General features: G+C 65.5%; 14 protein-coding genes. 7 read left to right on the forward strand and 7 right to left on the reverse strand.

The genetic code is table 11. From position 1 onward, the window contains the following. Position 1: 1 nt before the first annotated feature. Positions 2–463 carry an NUDIX domain-containing protein gene (locus tag WI560_RS08215; protein ID WP_375307587.1) on the reverse strand — a complete coding sequence of 154 codons (462 nt, stop codon included), beginning with the start codon at positions 461–463 and terminating at the stop codon, positions 2–4. Between the two features lie 107 nt (positions 464–570). Between WI560_RS08215 and WI560_RS08220 the strand changes: the two genes are divergently transcribed. Continuing rightward, positions 571–1,689: a DUF1236 domain-containing protein gene (locus WI560_RS08220; protein ID WP_375307588.1), complete on the forward strand. Its 1,119-nt coding sequence runs from the start codon at positions 571–573 to the stop codon at positions 1,687–1,689. 40 nt (positions 1,690–1,729) lie between these two features. Here the strand turns inward: WI560_RS08220 and WI560_RS08225 are convergent, their stop codons facing one another. Continuing rightward, a complete protein-coding gene (locus WI560_RS08225) occupies positions 1,730–2,692 on the reverse strand; it encodes a lytic transglycosylase domain-containing protein (protein ID WP_375307589.1) in 963 nt (320 codons plus the stop codon). 183 nt (positions 2,693–2,875) lie between these two features. Between WI560_RS08225 and WI560_RS08230 the strand changes: the two genes are divergently transcribed. Then, positions 2,876–3,910: a L,D-transpeptidase family protein gene (locus WI560_RS08230; protein WP_375307590.1), complete on the forward strand. Its 1,035-nt coding sequence runs from the start codon at positions 2,876–2,878 to the stop codon at positions 3,908–3,910. Here WI560_RS08230 and WI560_RS08235 read toward each other — a convergent pair. The 3 genes from WI560_RS08235 to WI560_RS08245 form a co-directional block, all read right to left on the reverse strand. Further along, positions 3,907–4,182, reverse strand: coding sequence for a hypothetical protein (locus WI560_RS08235; RefSeq protein ID WP_257193450.1), 276 nt, complete (start codon positions 4,180–4,182; stop codon positions 3,907–3,909). The two genes, WI560_RS08230 and WI560_RS08235, sit on opposite strands and share 4 nt — an antisense overlap. Before the next feature lie 79 nt (positions 4,183–4,261). Then, positions 4,262–5,119 carry a VOC family protein gene (locus WI560_RS08240; protein WP_375307591.1) on the reverse strand — a complete coding sequence of 286 codons (858 nt, stop codon included), beginning with the start codon at positions 5,117–5,119 and terminating at the stop codon, positions 4,262–4,264. A gap of 137 nt (positions 5,120–5,256) precedes the next feature. Next, on the reverse strand, positions 5,257–6,447 hold the full coding sequence (locus WI560_RS08245) for a urate hydroxylase PuuD (protein ID WP_375307592.1): 1,191 nt from the start codon (positions 6,445–6,447) through the stop codon (positions 5,257–5,259). A 234-nt stretch (positions 6,448–6,681) separates the two neighbouring features. On the opposite strand from WI560_RS08245, the gene WI560_RS08250 reads away from it, so the two are divergent. Then, positions 6,682–8,019: a PQQ-dependent sugar dehydrogenase gene (locus tag WI560_RS08250; protein ID WP_375307593.1), complete on the forward strand. Its 1,338-nt coding sequence runs from the start codon at positions 6,682–6,684 to the stop codon at positions 8,017–8,019. A 184-nt stretch (positions 8,020–8,203) separates the two neighbouring features. Here the strand turns inward: WI560_RS08250 and WI560_RS08255 are convergent, their stop codons facing one another. Together WI560_RS08255 and WI560_RS08260 are read right to left on the reverse strand one after the other, a co-directional pair. Further along, a complete protein-coding gene (locus WI560_RS08255) occupies positions 8,204–9,004 on the reverse strand; it encodes an SDR family NAD(P)-dependent oxidoreductase (RefSeq protein ID WP_375307594.1) in 801 nt (266 codons plus the stop codon). 383 nt (positions 9,005–9,387) lie between these two features. After that, entirely contained in the window at positions 9,388–10,176 is a 789-nt protein-coding gene (locus WI560_RS08260; RefSeq protein ID WP_375307595.1) for a thermonuclease family protein, read from the reverse strand. A 200-nt stretch (positions 10,177–10,376) separates the two neighbouring features. On the opposite strand from WI560_RS08260, the gene WI560_RS08265 reads away from it, so the two are divergent. From WI560_RS08265 to WI560_RS08280, 4 genes are all read left to right on the forward strand, one after another. Next, the gene (locus WI560_RS08265) at positions 10,377–11,975 is read left to right on the forward strand and encodes a GMC family oxidoreductase (RefSeq protein WP_375307596.1); all 1,599 of its coding nucleotides are present in this window, start codon (positions 10,377–10,379) and stop codon (positions 11,973–11,975) included. Between the two features lie 7 nt (positions 11,976–11,982). Further along, positions 11,983–12,432 (forward strand): hypothetical protein, encoded by a 450-nt coding sequence (locus WI560_RS08270; protein WP_375307597.1) that lies wholly within the window; start codon positions 11,983–11,985, stop codon positions 12,430–12,432. Between the two features lie 81 nt (positions 12,433–12,513). Further along, positions 12,514–13,533, forward strand: coding sequence for a S1C family serine protease (locus WI560_RS08275; RefSeq protein WP_375307598.1), 1,020 nt, complete (start codon positions 12,514–12,516; stop codon positions 13,531–13,533). A gap of 58 nt (positions 13,534–13,591) precedes the next feature. Next, complete coding sequence (locus WI560_RS08280) at positions 13,592–15,325, forward strand: FAD-dependent oxidoreductase (RefSeq protein WP_375307599.1); 1,734 nt, start codon at positions 13,592–13,594, stop codon at positions 15,323–15,325. The last annotated feature ends 19 nt before the right edge of the window (positions 15,326–15,344 follow it).

Here is a 15,344-nt window from a genome sequence, read left to right on the forward strand (position 1 = left end):
TCTACTCGCCACCCGCCAGCTGCGCCAGCCGGTCGAGCAGCGGGCGTTGCCCTGCATTGATCTTCTCCCGCGCCGCTTCGAGCGTGAACCATTCGGCACGATCGACCTCCGGGAAGGTCTGCCGTTTGCCGCTTCGTGGCGGCCATTCCATCTCGAACGTGTTGCTGCGAATGCTGCGCACGTCGAGATCGAACTCGGCCGCGAAGGCGGTGACGAGCTTGCCGCCGCGCTGCTTGACCTGACCAAGCGCGGTCAGCGGCCCCGACAGATCGAGTCCAAGCTCCTCGGCGAATTCGCGCCGCGCGGCGATTTCAGCATCTTCGTCGTCCGCATATTCCCCCTTGGGGATCGACCATGCGCCGAGATCCTTGTTGCGCCAGAACGGCCCTCCTGGATGAACGAGGAGAACCTCGAGCTTGCGGCGCCTCCGATAGGCGATGATCCCGGCACTCTTCGATGGCATCGCGGGGTTCCGTGCAGAAGGGGCCAGCTTTGGTTCGGGAAAAAGTGGAACAGGCGGTTTTAGCGCTGGTTAGTAGGCAACGTTCATTTGATGAAAGGGAGTGACCCATGTTCCGCCTGTTGGCAACCACGGCCTTGGGGCTGGTGCTGGCGAACGCCGCCTTTGCGCAATCGCCCGGCACGGCCACGAAGTCCGACCAGACGCCGCAATCCCAGACGAATTCCACAGCGCCGTCCACCACCTCGCCATCCGGCGCCGCTGATGCGCAGCGCACCCCATCGCAGCCGCAGCAATCACCGGCAACTGGAACGTCGGCACAGAATACGCAGAGCCCCGCGTCGACTGGGGCCGCAAATCCCGGTACAACCAACAATACCGCGAACAGCACGGACGCCTCGCGGTCGCAGAGCGGCACAGCGAACTCGAACACGGCCGGCAACCCGCCCGCGTCGCAGCAGAGTGCCAACCCGCCACCGGCCAACAGCAACCAGGCGCAGGATCGGTCCAATCCGCCTCCGACCAACAGCAATCAGGCCCAGCAGGCGCCCGCTGCGTCCGGGACCAACCAGGCCCAGCAGGCCCCGAATGCCCCGGCCAGCAATCAGGCGCAGGGCGAGCGGACCGGAACCGGCTCACAGGCGGCCGCGCCGACCGACGTCAATCTCAACCGGCAGCAGGAGACAAAGATCAGCACGTCGATCTCGCGCCTGAACGTGCGGCCGTTGACCAGCGTCAATTTCTCGCTAAACGTCGGCACGGTGGTGCCGCGCGACGTGCATCTGTCGACGTTGCCGCCGGACGTCGTCGAGATCGTGCCGCAATATCGCGGCTACAGCTTTGCGCTGGTCAAGGATCAGATCGTCGTGGTCGATCCGGCGACGTACAAGATCGTGACGGTGTTGCCGTATTCGGGGCAATCCACCGCGACAACGACGACCACGCGCGAGCGCAGCGCCAGCAAGTTCTCCGATCGCGATCGTGAGGTCGTCCGCAAGCATGCGAAGACCCGTACCGAAGGACGAAGCGAGGCGCGGACCACGGGCAGCACGGCGCGAACCGAGATCCACGTCGGCGAGCGCGTGCCGGACAGCGTCGAAGTGGAGGAATTCCCGAGCACGGTCTATCGGGACGCGCCGGGTCTGCGGGAATACCGCTACATCCATCGCGATACCCGGACCTACCTCATCGAGCCCCGCGAACGGCGCGTGATCGAGGAGATCGACTAGCGGCGAATGTCGGAGCCACCCATTAGGGTGGCTCCGAGCACTAGCCCGAGGGCCGTTCGCGTGATGCGAAGCGAACGGCGCGGGCCTTCGCGCTCTTTCCGGCCGCGCGCGCTGCAATCATGCTGCGCGCCTTGCCGTGCGCGGACGCATTCTTGCGCAGCAGGGTCGCGAATTGCTTGCGGGCTCGACTCGTCGACAGCCGGGCGGCGAGCTGCTCGGCCTTGCGAATGAAGCCGATGGCGGAATGTGTCAGGTTGACTGGAACCCAGGCGACGTCCTTGGCCTTCGAGAGGCTGCCGACACCTTCGCAAGGCGCCTCGCGCGGCAGGTCGATCCGGATTGCAATGGCCTCCGAGCGCTCGGTCCAGTCCTCGGCCTTGGTGCCGGTGATGATGCGGACATAGTCGCGCGTCTCGCGTGGCAACTCACTCTGTTTGGCAAGCCACTTCTGAATGCGGCCCGGGCCTGCATTGTAGGCGGCTGCGGCAAGGCCCAGATTGCCGAAATCATCGCGCAGCTTGCGCAGGAACTTTGCCGAGGCGGGCAGCGCCTTCATGGGATCGAAGGGATCGTCGAGCCCGACTTCGGCAGCCGTCTCCGGCATGAACTGCGCAACGCCCTGGGCGCCGGCGTGGCTGACCTCGTTGGACTTGAAGCGGCTCTCCTGCCAGAGCAGGCGGGCAAAGAACGGCACGGGAATGCCGCTGGCCTCGGCGGCTTCGCGAAGCGCATGGCAGAATTTGTCCGTCGGCGAAACCGGCTCCTCGGCGACGGGTTCGCTCGCGCGCAGCGGCTCGATCGTTTCCTCATGCGCCGCGCGCGCGTTGGCGAGCTCGATGGCCTGGACGCTGGCGAGGAAGAGTTCGACCATCGGAACCAGCGGCGAGGCATGATTGTTCTGAAGAATGGCGGTGTCGAAAGTTGATGTTTTCCGGGACGCCGACGGATCGAGGTCACACATCAGAAGCAGAAACGCGGCGCAAGCCGCGACGACAAATCGCATTTGCTGGGACAACCTCGAACTGTGGGATCAACGGCCAGCGATGCGCCGGCGCTAGGAAGTTCTTAACCTTCCGATTGCGGCAAAGCTGCGATCTCGCCGGTTCCTTCGGTGTTAGTACGGTGTTCCCAAAAAGAAACTGCCCGCGATTTGCGGATCATTATTTTCGGAATGGGACGAGCGATCATGATGCGATGGATGCTTGGCGCGGTGATGTCGCTGTGGCTGGTTTGTCCGGGGCACGCAGGCAATCTCGATGCGAAGGCCGTGAACGATGCAGCGCGTCCGGAAAAGCTGCCCGCTGCCGACAAGATCAGCGCGCCGGTGACGAAGCTTCAGATTCTGCTCGATCGTGCGCAATTCTCTCCGGGCCAGATCGACGGCAAGCTCGGCGAGAACGCGCAGAAGGCGCTGAAGGCGTTCGCCGAGCAGAACGGTCTTGCCTTTGACAAGACCATCGCCCCTGAACTCTGGGACAAGCTGAACGCAGCCAGCGAAGGCCCCGTTCTCGTCGACTACAAGATCACCGACGCGGATGTGAAGGGGCCATTCCTCAAGAAGCTGCCAACCAAGCTCGAGGACATGAAGTCGCTGGAGGCGCTGAGCTACACCAGCCCGCTCGAAGGGCTCGGCGAAAAATTCCACATGAGCGAAGAGCTGTTGAAGGCGCTCAATCCGGGAAAGGCGTTCGACAAGGCCGGTGAGACGATCGTCGTCGCCAACGTAGCGGCGCGGCGGGAGCTTCCGCGCATCGTTCGGATCGAGATCGACAAGCAGCAGGCGACGCTGAAGGCCTACGAGGGCTCTGGTCGGCTGGTCGCGTTCTACCCGGCGTCAATCGGCAGTCCGGATCGTCCGACCCCGACGGGGACGCTGAAAGTCACCAGCACCCATGAGCTGCCGACCTACCGCTACAATCCCGAATACAAGTTCAAGAGCGTGAAATCCAAAAGGCCCTTCGAGATCAAGCCGGGTCCCAATGGCCCCGTCGGATCGTACTGGATCGGGCTATCGGCGCAGGGCTACGGCATCCACGGGACGGCGGAGCCGGACAGGGTCAGCAAGTCCGCATCGCACGGCTGCGTCAGGCTCACCAACTGGGACGCGCGCGTGATCGGCGAGAATGCCAAGCGTGGCATCCCCGTCGTCTTCCTCGATGCGCCGACGGAATCGTCCTCGAAGCAACGGGACACGGCGGCCGGCAAGCGCGCGGCGAACTAGTCCTTGGGAAAATCCTTCCGCATCGCGATCTCGGCGGCGTCGGCGGGCGACAGCACGGTCTGGTCGAAGGCGGCCTGCGGCGTCGTCATGATATCGTAGAGCGAGATGCCCTTGATGGGCTTGCCCATCAGCTCGCGGACGCAGTCGGCGAGCGTGCCGTTGTAGACGAGATAGGGCGGACCCCGGTCCTTCTGCCTCTCGCCCTTCAGCGACGGCCACTTCTTCAATTCGGCTGGCGCGTCATAGGCGATCGGCGATCCCTCTTTGAACATGCGTTGGGCCCCGGTGGCTTTGGATTGCCGGGAATCCTACAGCCGCCGGGTAAACACGCGTTAAAGAATTAGTTTCAAATCAGCCGGCGACGAAAGCGAGCAGGGTGCCGTTGGCCTTGGCCGGCGGCACGCAGACCGCGGGCCCGCTGCGCACCGCAGCCGAACCAAGCGCCTTCTCCGTCGCAGCCAGATCGCCGCTGACGAGCACCAGCGCGGCGCCGCCGCGCTCGACGAGGCCGGCGAGCGGCACGCCCGGATAGCGCTTTTCGAGCTGCTCCAGCGTGAGATAGACGAAGTCGGCGCGATCGCCGCCGGAAGGCACGGTCATGGCGCCGTCGGGCTCGGCCTTCGGCTCGCGGTCGATCAGCCGGCCGAGATGCGCGGCATCCTGCGCCGGCTCGGGCGTTGCGATCAGAACCTGCTTGATCCGCTTCGCCGCGTTGGCGTGCCTCATCAACTCGGGAATCCACACGGTCTCGCGCGTCTTGTGCTGGCAGGCGAAGATGCGCACGCCGCCGGGCGCTTCGGCGGTCGGCCACATGAAGGTGCGGAATTTTGCCGCCGAGACAGTGCCGTTTGGCAGCGTCACCGGCCGCTCGAAATCGGTCGGGCCGATCGGCGTCAGGCCACGGGCGCGGATCTCCTCGGCACCGGCGGCTGAATCGACCGCGGTGAAGGCGATGCGCTCGATGCCCTCGCCGCGCTTGTCGAGGAAGGCCCGCGCCGGCACGTTGTGCTCGGTCGCGGCGAGCACGCCGAGCAGCTCCATATAATCGGGATCGAACATGATGGTGTAATTGCCGGTGCCAATATGCGCGCTGTGGGTGCCGCGCGGGGAGACGGTGAAGCCGAGCCGCCGGTAGTTCTCGGCGGCTTTGTCGAGGTCCTTCACCATGATGACGGCGTGGTCGACACCGATGACGTTCTTGAGAGCCACTGTTCTTTTCCCGCCTGTGCAACTGACTTGGACTGCGTTGGTCTTGTCTACGCCGGAAAGGCGGCCAAGTCATTTTCAAATCGGGGGCGAGGTACGGAATTTCATGTCGTGAAATGCGATTCTGTTGGATGACCAGGTCAGTGTGGCTGCTCGAGATAGGCGGCGAGGATCGCGCGCTCCTCGCCGGTCATCTCGGTGATGTTGCCCGGCGGCATTGCGCCGGACCAAGCCGCGACACGGCCGACCAGGCGGATGTTGCGATGGATGTGCTCGGGCGTATCGAGCAGGATGCCCTTCGGCGCGGTCACGATCCCGGCCCAGACCGGCTCGGCCGCGTGGCACATGCTGCAGCGGGACATCACGATCTCCTCGACGGCATTGCGCGTGGGTTGGGCTGACAGCGCGCCCGTCCTCACCTCGCGTGGACCGGCTGCGGACAGGAACAGGATCGCGATCACGCCGATTGCCGCCACGCCCCACACCCACCATGGCGATTTGCGCCCGGCGTGCCGCGCGTTGAAGAAATGGCGGATCACGGGGCCAAGCGCCAGGATGATCGCGACGATGATCCAGTTGAGGCGGGTGGCGTAGAGCAGGGGATAGTGGTTGCTGATCATCAGCACGACGACGGGGAGCGTCAGATAATTGTTGTGGACCGAGCGCTCCTTGCTGGCCTTGCCGAGCTTCGGATCGGGCGCCTGCCCCGCGATCAGCGCCGCCACGATCTTCTTCTGGTTCGGGATGATCAGCGCGAAGACGTTGGCGACCATGATGGTGCCGATGATCGCCCCGATCTGGTTGAAGGCGCCGCGACCGCTGAGCACATGGGTGAAGGCGTAAGTCAGCGCGACCAGGAACAAATAGCCGCCGATGGCAAAGGGCAACTCGCGCTGGGCGAGCCCGCTGCGACAGGCGGCCTCATAGAGCAGCCATGCCAGCGCGAGGCTCGCGAAGCTGAACAGGCCGGCCTGGAACGGCGTGAGGTCGAGGATCGACTTGTCGACCAGGAACAGGTCGGCCTCGAGATAATACACCACCACCATCAGCGCGAAGCCGGACAGCCAGGTCGTGTAGGCCTCCCATTTGAACCAGGTCAGCTCGTCCGGCATCTGGCTGGGAGCGACCAGGTATTTCATGATCCGGTAGAAGCCGCCGCCATGGACCTGCCAGGCCTCGCCCTGCACGCCATCGGGCAGGTCGCGTCTCGGCCTGAGGCTGAGATCGAGGGCGATGAAATAGAAGGAACTGCCGATCCAGGCGATCGCCGCCACCACGTGCAGCCAGCGGAGCAGCAGGCTCGCCCATTCCGATATGATGGATCCCCACATGATGCCCCCAACAATGGTGGCGGCGATGCCGCGGCTTTGCTGACCGCGACGTGCAGCCGCGCCCTCACATCTGTCGCATCGATCGGCCGCATTTTCCAGTACGATGGAACGCGCCCGATGCACATCGTGCGAGCACGGGCTGACGTGGAATTCGGCGGCGTGTAACCTGCCGCGGACCATTTGCGGGGCGATCGGCGTTGACGTTTGCGACGTGCAGGCCGGGAGGATGACGACGTGACGAACAGGATTTCGACCGCGGTGCTGGCTGCGGGGTTGATCGTGGCCTCGACCGGTGCACAGGCCGAGCCCGTGTTGCAGGGCAAGGACGCTTATGGCGATTGGCAGGCCGACAAGCCCGGCACGATCAGGCTGATCCGGCCGCAGGATCTGGTCAGGCCCGGCGTTACGCGATCGGTTGCGAGCTCGTCGCGCGTGGTGCCGCGCCCGCCGGAGGCCGCACTCCGGGTGCCGGCGGGCTTCAAGATCGAGCTGTTCGCCGACGGCCTGCGCGCGCCGCGCATCGTGCGGGTGGCGCCGAACGGCGATGTCTTCGTCGCGGAGACGCGGGCCGGCACCATTCGCGTGCTGCGCGCAGGCGAGGGCGGCAAGGTCGCGAGCAACGATGTCTTTGCCAGCGGCTTGCGCCAGCCTTTCGGCATCGCCTTCTTCCCGAATGGCGACAATCCGCAATGGGTCTATGTCGCCAACACCGACAGCGTCGTCCGCATTCCCTATCAGGCCGGTGATCTCAAGGCGCGCGGCAAGGCCGAGACGATCGTGCCAAGCCTGCCGCATGACGGCGGCCATTCCACCCGCGACATCGTCTTCACGCCCGACAACAAGCGCATGCTGGTCTCGGTCGGCTCGCTCAGCAATGTCGCGGAAGGTCTGGGCACGCCGCCGGGCGGATTGGAGGCGTGGTCGAAAGCGCAACCGCTCGGCGCGGCCTGGGCCAGCGAGACGGAGCGCGCGGCGGTGCTGGCTTTCACGCCTGATGGCAAGGAGCGCAAGATCTACGCCACCGGTATCCGCAATTGCGTCGGCCTTGCGGTCCAGCCACAGACCGGTCTGCCCTGGTGCTCGACCAACGAGCGCGACGGCCTCGGGGACGATCTCGTGCCCGACTTCGTCACCAGTGTGAAGGAGGGCGCCTTCTATGGCTGGCCGTGGTTCTACATCGGCAGCAATGAAGATCCGCGCCATTTGGGCGCGCGGCCGGACCTCAAGGACAAGGTGACGGCGCCCGACGTGCTGATCCAGCCGCATTCGGCCTCGCTCGGCATGACGTTCTACCAGGGCACGCAGTTTCCGAGCGAATATCAAGGCGACGCGTTCGCCGCTCAGCATGGCTCCTGGAACCGCTCGAAGCGCACGGGCTACAAGGTGATCCGGATCAGGATGAAGGACGGCAAGCCGACCGGCGAATACGAGGACTTCGTCACGGGATTCGTGGTGAGCGACACGGAAGTCTGGGGAAGGCCGGTGGGAGTGGCGGTTGCAAAGGACGGATCGCTGCTGGTGTCGGAGGATGGCAACGGCACGATCTGGCGGGTGACCAGCGTTCGGCAGTGACGGTGGATACCTCGCCTCTCCCCGCTTGCGGGGAGAGGCCGGAATTTGCGAAAGCAAATTCCGGGTGAGGGGGATTCTCCGCGAGTCCATCTCGCTATGAATGCGTGGAGAGAACCCCTCATCCGGCGCTTCGCGCCACCTTCTCCCACAAGGGGAGAAGGGAAGGGCACCGCACTCGCGGCCTCTACCCCCGTCTCACGCTTGCTCCGCCGTCCACCGGCAGGGTCACGCCGGTTATGAAGTTCGCCTCGTCGGACGCGAGAAACAGCGCGGCGTTGGCCACGTCCCACGCCGTTCCCATCTTCCTGCGCAGCGGCACCTTGCTGTCGCGGTCGGCTTCGACCTCGGCGCGGGTCTTGTGCCATTCGCGGGCGCGGGTATCGACGGCCATCGGCGTATTCATCAGGCCGGGCAGAATGACATTGGCGCGGATGCCGTATTCGGCGTTCTGGTAGGCAAGCTGCTCGGTGAAGGCGATCATCGCCGACTTCGTCGCCTTGTAGGCGACGTAAGGATAGGTCGTGATCGCCGCCATCGAGGAGATGTTGATGATGGCGCCGCTCTTCTGCGCGCGCATGATCGGGATCACTTCCTTGGCGGCGAGAATGCAGCTCTTCAGGTTGATGGCGACGACGCGGTCGAACGCTTCCTCGGTGATTTGAAGGAGCTCGGCATCGCCGCCAGAGAGGCTGACGCCGACATTGTTGTGCAGCACGTCGATCCGGCCCCAGCGCGACTGCGTCTCCTCAACCATCGCCTTGATGTCGGCCGACTTGGTCACGTCGGCCTTGAACGCCGCAGCGGTGCCGCCCTTCGCGGCGATCATCGCAACGGTCTCCTGCGCGGATTCCAGATGATGGTCGACGCACAGGACCTTCGCGCCTTCGCGTGCGAAGGTCAGCGCGGTGGCGCGGCCGTTGCCCATGCCTTCGCCGGGGCTTTGTCCGGCTCCGACCACGATGGCGACCTTGTCGTTCAGGCGCATGACGCTTTCTCCCCGCTTTTCATCACGATAGCACGGACGATGCGAGGCAGAAGACAGATCGTGCCGATCATGGTCGCGCCCGGCGCACGCGGTCCCGCCGAGCATGCATGGCGCATCTGAATGCGAACATGCCGCCGATGGACCAGATCATGCGGATGCAGTGACGAGACCCGCCCCAAAAAAGAAGAGCCGCTTGTGATGACAAGCGGCCCAAGTCTAGGGAGGAAACGCCCAAGCAAAGACAATCCGATGAGGATCGTCCGCCAAGGAAACGCTCGCGCAAGCGCTTGCGTACGCATACAAATGCAGCAAGTCCCGGCCTGGTTCAATTCCGGATCAATACGGACCCGGACTACTACTCACGGCTGCGTGAAGCGCTTTGTTCACTTCGGGCGGCGGCAGTTGTAGGCCTTGCGGAAGCCGGCCGCCTGGGCGTCGTCCTCCGAGCAGAACCAGCGGTCCGGCTTGGTGGTCGCCGGGTAGCTCGGGCAGCCCCGTAAATGATAGATGCCGATATTGCCGGTGACGCGCGCGCGTACCGCAAGCTTGCCCTTGATGCTGCAGCTCGGGGGCATCGTCAGCTCCTCGGGGAACAGCACGGCGCGAATCTCCTTGTCGCGATCCGGGCGGCAGGCCGAGCCCAGGAGTGCGCCGTCCTTCTTGCCGGCGCGGAAGTCCTGCGGTGCAACAAAGCAGCCCTTCCAGATTCCGGCCGACGCCGTCTTGGCTTCGCTGGCTGCCGGCTTGACGTTCGCCTTGATCGGCTCTCGCGCGACCGCAAAGCCGAGCCTGATGAGCTGCTCGTTCAGGCTGGCCTTGTCGCCCTCGGCCGTGCAGATGGCGCGGTGCCGCTTGCCGAAGCTCTTCTCCGGCCCGACATCGTCGCAGCGCACGGAGCGCTTGTTGATCAGCTTGGCCAGCTGGTCGCGTGCCTCGATACCGCAGGTCCAGGGATCGGCGTGGTCGTCGATGCAGACCTGGTCCAGTTCGGGCGCGTCGACGCCGTCGAGCCGGTAGGTGACGTCGCCGAGCTGGATGGAATTGCCGTCGCGGGCCGTCGCGGCGGCTGTCAGCGCGGAGGCCGGCTGGGCAGACGCCAGGAAGCCGGGCAAGGCGCAAAACCAAACGAGCGCGAAAGCGCGGGCGGCGGCAAAGACATTTCGGAAGGACATGCGGTCTCGCTATCGATTGCCAGTCTGCCCGTTCCTAGCATCCGGATATGGCGATACCAATGGTCTGCACCCCGCGAAGTGCGACATTCCGGCCTCGCGGCTTTACTCCCCAGCCGCTCTGACCCTATCGTTCGCGGGCCTTGCGAGCCGTGCAGGCCGAATCGCCCGGAAAGCGGCGAGGGCGGGAGGAAAAGGTTGCGATGAAAGACCCCGTGGATGTCCTGATCATCGGCGCCGGAGCTTCGGGCGCCGCGGTGGCGTGGTCGCTGGCCGAGACCAAGATGCACATTCTCTGCCTGGAGCAGGGCGGCTGGATGAACCCGGCGGAATATCCGAGCACCGGCCGGGACTGGGAGGCCAAATTCTACGGCGAGTGGTCGTCGAGCCCGAACGTGCGCGGCCGGCCCGAGGACTATCCTGTGAACGACGACAATTCGCCGATCAAGGTCGTCAACTACAATGCGGTCGGTGGCTCGACGGTGATGTACACCGCGCATTGGCCGCGGCTGCATCCCTCCGATTTCAAGGTGAAGACGCTGGACGGCGTCGCCGACGACTGGCCGATCGACTACGACGCGCTGACCCCGTTCTTCGAGGAAAACGACCGCATGATGGGCACGTCGGGGCTCTCAGGCGATCCGCGCTCGCCGCTGACCCATCCGCCGATGCCGCAGCAGCCGCTCGGCCTGTCCGGCGCGATCATCGGCAAGGCCATGAACCAGCTCGGCTGGCATTGGTGGCCTTCGGACACCACGGTCGCGACCATGGACTATGAGGGGCGGGCGCGCTGCATCAATCTCGGCCATTGCACCCCGGCCTGCGCGCAAGGCGCAAAGTCGTCCACCGACATCACCTATTGGCCGCATGCGATCCGCGCCGGCGTCGAGCTGCGCACCCATTGCCGGGTGCGCGAGATCACCACCGACGAGAACGGCATGGCCTCGGGCGTGGTCTATTACGACAAGGACGGCGTCGAGCAGTTTCAGCCCGCGCATGTCGTCATCATCGCCTGCAACGGCGTCGGCACGCCGCGGCTGCTGCTCAACTCGGCATCGGGCCGGTTTCCCAACGGTCTCGCCAACTCGTCGGGTCTCGTCGGCAAGAATTTGATGTTCCATCCCTACGCGCAGATCTACGGCTATGTGAAGGAGCCGACCGACAGCAATCGCGCGCCACCGACCTGCCTGTGGAGCAAGCAGTGGTACGACACGGACCTGTCGCGCGGCTTCGTGCGCGGCTATGGCGTGCAATTCGTGCGGGGCGCGGGCCCGGTGTTCGAGGCCGTCGTCAGCGAGCAGAAGGGCATTTTGCCCTGGGGCGAGGATCATCACCGCGTCTTCCGCAAGCTCAATGGTCATCGCCTGGGTTTCTCCGCGATCTGCGAGGATCTGCCGGAGGAGCACAACCAGGTCACGCTCGATCCCGTGCTCAAGGACAGCCACGGCATTCCCGCGCCGAAGGTCGACTACACGATCAGCGAGAACAGCCGGAAGATGATGGAGCACGCCCTCGCCCGCGGCCGGGAGATTCTGGAGACGGCAGGTGCAACCGACATCTGCATCAACTCGCCGATCCCCTGGGGCGGCTGGCATCTGCTCGGCACCGCGCGGATGGGCACCGATCCGGAGCGCTCCGTCGTCAACGAATGGGGCCGCACCCATGACGTCAAGAACCTCTTCATCGTCGACGGCAGCATCTTCGTCACCTCGGGCGGCGTGAACCCGACCTCCACCATCCAGGCTCTTGCGCTCTACATCGCCGACCAGATGAAGCAGCGCCTCGCCAATTTGTTCGATTGAGATCGTCATGTCCGCAGACAATCAACTGACACGCAGGCAACGAGACGACCTTCGCGTCGTCGCCGGGATGATCATTCCCGCCAGCGACGAGTACAAGGTACCCGGCGCCGACGATGCAGCGATCCAGGCCGACATCCTTGCGACGCTCGGCCGCGACGCTAAGCCGGTGGCAGCGGCGCTGGACCATCTGGCGAGGCTTGCGGGAGAGCCGCTTGCCGAGCTCGACGCCGGGAGGCGCGATGCCGTGGCGCAAGAGTTCCGCAGGGACGGGGGCGTAGCCGCTGCAACACTCGTCCGCGTCGTCCTGCAATGCTACTACCGCGACGACCGCGTGCTGCGCTCGCTCGGGCTCGAGCTGCGCGCGCCCTTCCCCAAGGGCCACGTGCTGCCGGACGGCGACTGGTCGCTGCTCGATCCGGTCAAGGCGAGGGGCGGCTCGCTGAGGCGGGCGCCCTAGCCATCTGGGCAGTCCAGCCCTGCGGTCCTTGCGCGGCAGGGAACAGGCCACCATCTGTGTGAGCCTTCAAGGACTCTTGCCATGCTGGATTTCACCTCAGATATCGTCGATGACGCACCGTCATCGCGAGCGGCGGCGGCTGCTCCGGTCGACGACGGAGCGCTGCTGGACGCCTATTCCAATGCCGTGATCGAGGTCACCGACCGGGTCGGCCCCGCGGTCGTGCGGGTCGAGACCGGGCCCAAGGTGCCTGATAGACGCGAGCGCGGCGGGCTCGGCTCGGGCATCGTGATCTCGCCTGATGGGCTCGTGCTCACCAACAGCCACGTGGTCGGCACGTCCAAGGAGATCCGGCTGCGCGACGTCGAGGGTCATGTCGGTGACGCCCAGGTGCTCGGTGTCGATCCCGACACGGACCTCGCCTTGCTGCGCGCCAACGGCGTGCGCCATTTGCCCTATGCCGCGCTCGGCAATTCCAAGACGTTGCGTCGCGGCCAGCTCGTGATCGCCATTGGCAATCCGCTCGGCTTCGAATCGACCGTCACGGCCGGCGTGGTCTCGGCGCTCGGCCGCTCGATCCGCTCGGTGAGCGGGCGCACCATCGAAGACGTGATCCAGACCGATGCCGCGCTCAACCCGGGGAATTCTGGCGGGCCGCTGGTGTCCTCGCATGCCGAGGTGATCGGCATCAACACCGCCATCATCAACGGTGCGCAGGGCATCTGCTTTGCGGTCGCCAGCAACACCGCGCAATTCGTGCTGTCGGACATCATCCGCCACGGCTATGTCCGGCGCGCCTATATCGGCGTCGCCGGGCAGACCGCGCCGGTGCCTCGGCGGCATGCGGTCGTGGCCGGCGTCGAGAACAAGATGGGCGCGCTGCTCGCGCAGATCGAGCCGGACGGCCCTGCGGCGAAGGCGGGCCTGTTGCCGGGCGACGTCGTCATCAGGCTCGATGGCGTCGCGATCAACGGCGTCGACGATTTGATCCGCGTGCTCGACCGCGACCGGATCGGCCGGCGGCTCGCCATGGACGTGCTGCGGCTCGGCCGCCTGCGGGCGATCGACATCGACCCGATCGAGCGCAAGCCGCAACGCTAGCTGCGGGCTCAGGGGCGAGGTATGACAATGTCATGCCTCGTCCCCGGAACACTGCCGCATGATGCCGGCGCATGAGACCTACGACGTCATCGTCATCGGCGCCGGAGCCGGCGGCATGACGGCCGCGGCCGTGGCGGCTGCCGAAGGCCTGCGGGTGCTGGTGATCGAGAAGACCGCGTTCGCCGGCGGCACCACCGCCTGGTCAGACGGCATGGTCTGGATCCCTGCCAATGCGAAAATGAAGGAGGCCGGGCTCTCCGACAGTGTCGCGGATGCCGTCCAATATCTGTCGAGCACGGTGCCTGAAACCGCCAATGCCGGCCTGCGTGCCGCCTTCCTCGCGCGCGGGCCCGAGGCGATCGCCTATCTCGAAGCCAATACCGAGGTTCGTCTGCAGTTGGTTAAGGCCTATCCGGATTATTATCCGGAACGACTGGGCGCGACATCAGGCGGCCGCGTGCTGGCGCCGGTTGCTTTCGACGGCAGGCGGCTGGGTGAGGGCTTTGCGCGCCTGCGGCCACCGCTGCCGGAGTCCACGCTGTTCGGCGGGATGATGGTCGATCGGCTCGACATTCCGCATCTGCGCAGCGTTGGAAAATCCCTGCGCGCAACCATGCGCGCGGCGCGGCTGGTTTTGCCCTATGCGTTGCAGCGGCTGCGAAGCCCGCGAGGCACGACGCTGCATCTCGGAAACGCGCTTGCCGCGCGGCTATACGCTTCGCTGCTGGCGCGGCAGGTCGAATTTCTCTTCAGCGCCGATGTCGAAGATCTCTCGATGCAGGGCGAGCGCGTTAGCGGTGTGGTGATCCGTCATGGTTCCCGCGACCGGCCGATCGCATCGCGCCGCGGTGTTGTGCTGGCGACCGGCGGCTTTTCGCACGACGCCGTGTTGCGCAAGCGTCTTCTTCCGGCGGCGGCCGGATTTGTCTCGGCGGCCAACACCTCCAGCACCGGCGACGGGCTGCGGCTGGCGGCAGCGACAGGTGCAGCGCTCAACACGGACGCGACCAGCCCGGCCTATTGGGTGCCGGCCTCGTTGTTCCCCCGGGCCGACGGCAGCCGCGGCGTATTTCCGCACATGGTGACCGACCGCGCCAAGCCGGGCGTGATCGCCGTCAATGCCGCGGGCCGGCGCTTCGTCAACGAGGCGCTGTCCTACCACGAATTCGTGCTCGCCATGCTGCGCGACGGCAACGGCGAGCCGGACCAGCCGTTCCATTTGATCTGCGACCGCCGCTTCCTATGGGACTACGGCCTCGGCCGCATCAGGCCGTTCACGCGCCGCTATCGGCGTTATGTGGCGAGCGGCGAGCTGATCGAGGCGGCCGATATCGCGCAACTCGCCACCAGGATCGGCGTCAAGCCGTCCACCCTCACGGCGACGATCGTGAACTACAACGCCGATGCAGAGGAGGGCCGCGACCCCGAGTTCGGCCGCGGCAGCACCCTCTATCAGCGCCATCTCGGCGATATCAGCCACAAGCCCAACCCTTGCGTCGCGCCGATCGTCCGCGCGCCATTCTTCGCGATGCGCATTCATCCGGCCGACCTCGGCACCGCGATCGGCATGAAGGTCGACGCGCAGGCCCGCGTGTTGCGCGCAGACGGTACCTCGATCGCCGGGCTCTATGCCTGCGGCAACGACATGGGCTCGATCATGAACGGGAATTGTCCGGGGCCGGGCATCACGCTGGGACCGGCGCTGGTGTTTGGATATATTGCGGGAAGGCATCTGGCGGAGCGGGCGATGACGTTTGCGACGACGCCCGCCACCGCCACGACTTCAGTCTAGCCATCCCCACCGCCGTCAT

This window comes from Bradyrhizobium sp. A11 (assembly GCF_042077125.1).
Classification (GTDB): domain Bacteria; phylum Pseudomonadota; class Alphaproteobacteria; order Rhizobiales; family Xanthobacteraceae; genus Bradyrhizobium; species Bradyrhizobium japonicum_B.